Raw genomic sequence first — 1126 nt, 5'->3', positions numbered from 1 at the left:
TTTGCAGTCCACTGCATCTACTCGAGCATGTACCTGTTCGATCTTTAGTTTGTCAAAATACTGTGGATCTTTGCGAAGATAGGTTCCTGACTCTTGAATATTTCCCATCAGCAAATAGGGAATTGCCATCCGCGAATAAGGGGGCACATCCTCTGCACCAATCATGACTATCTGATCAGAGGGCGAGCGCTTACGAATAGTCTCCGCAGCAATTACTCCTGCAGGGCCATTACCTAAAATAACGTGCTTCATCTAGAGAATCTTAAAGTCCTAGACGTTTGAGCGTTTCTGCACTCGGACGCCCCTCAGGGTCCCAACCACGGACCTTGTAATACTCTGGCAGCATCTTCTCTAAACCACTCACAGAACCTTTACCTGGGCCTGTCTTCGCCGCCTCAGTCATCAGGCGCTTAGGTAATTTATCGTCTTTACTAGTGAAGCCTGCACGATTATTAAAGTCACGCTCCATATTCCAAATCCGCTCACCAATAGTGGTTAAGTTCTCGACTGTGAATTCATCTCCGCAGGCAGCTTGTAATTGCGGCGCCACATCAGCAAGCGTCCAAGCAAAGCTTGTGAAAATGCAAATACCTGCCGAGTCAAAAGCGGCAGTAGCATCTTGGAAAGCCTTCACCAACTCTGGTTTTCCTTGTGTGTCAGCAGGCTCAGTCTTCACTGGAATACCCAATACTTCTGAAGCAATGGTATAGCCACGTAAGTGACATGCACCCCGATTTGAAGTTGCGTATGCTAAACCGATACCCTGAATCACGCGACCATCATATGCTGGAAACTCTTGACCTTTGACGCTCATAGAAAGATCAGGCTGACCGTATTTTTTAGTTAAGCGTGCTGAGCCAAGTCCAAGCTCTTTTCCAAAGCCAACGCCATTTGCAGTAATTTCTGCGAAGTAGCAAAGTGCTTTAGCAGAACCAAACGGCGCCTCAATGCCTAACTGCTCTTTAGTTAAGACACCCATCTCATACATTTCCATGACGGCACCCACAGTTGCACCAAATGAAATTGGATCAAATCCATCCTCGTTGCACAACATGTTAGCGAACTGCAGAGCCTCTAAGTCATTTACCCCATTGGCCGCACCTAAAGCCCAAGCAGCCTCATACTC

Annotated in this window: 2 protein-coding genes; both read right to left on the bottom strand. The window is 47.2% G+C overall.

Features of this window, described 5'->3' with window-relative positions; genetic code table 11:
• A partial coding sequence (locus B7Y67_RS18905; RefSeq protein ID WP_293599949.1) for an FAD/NAD(P)-binding oxidoreductase occupies positions 1 to 252 on the bottom strand: 252 nt, incomplete at its 3' end.
• A gap of 10 nt (positions 253 to 262) precedes the next feature.
• Positions 263 to 1126: aldehyde ferredoxin oxidoreductase C-terminal domain-containing protein (locus B7Y67_RS18900; protein ID WP_293599948.1), on the bottom strand; the 864-nt coding region annotated here is incomplete at its 5' end.

Source organism: Polynucleobacter sp. 35-46-11 (genome assembly GCF_002281105.1).
This window is presented reverse-complemented; position numbering and strand designations above follow the sequence as displayed.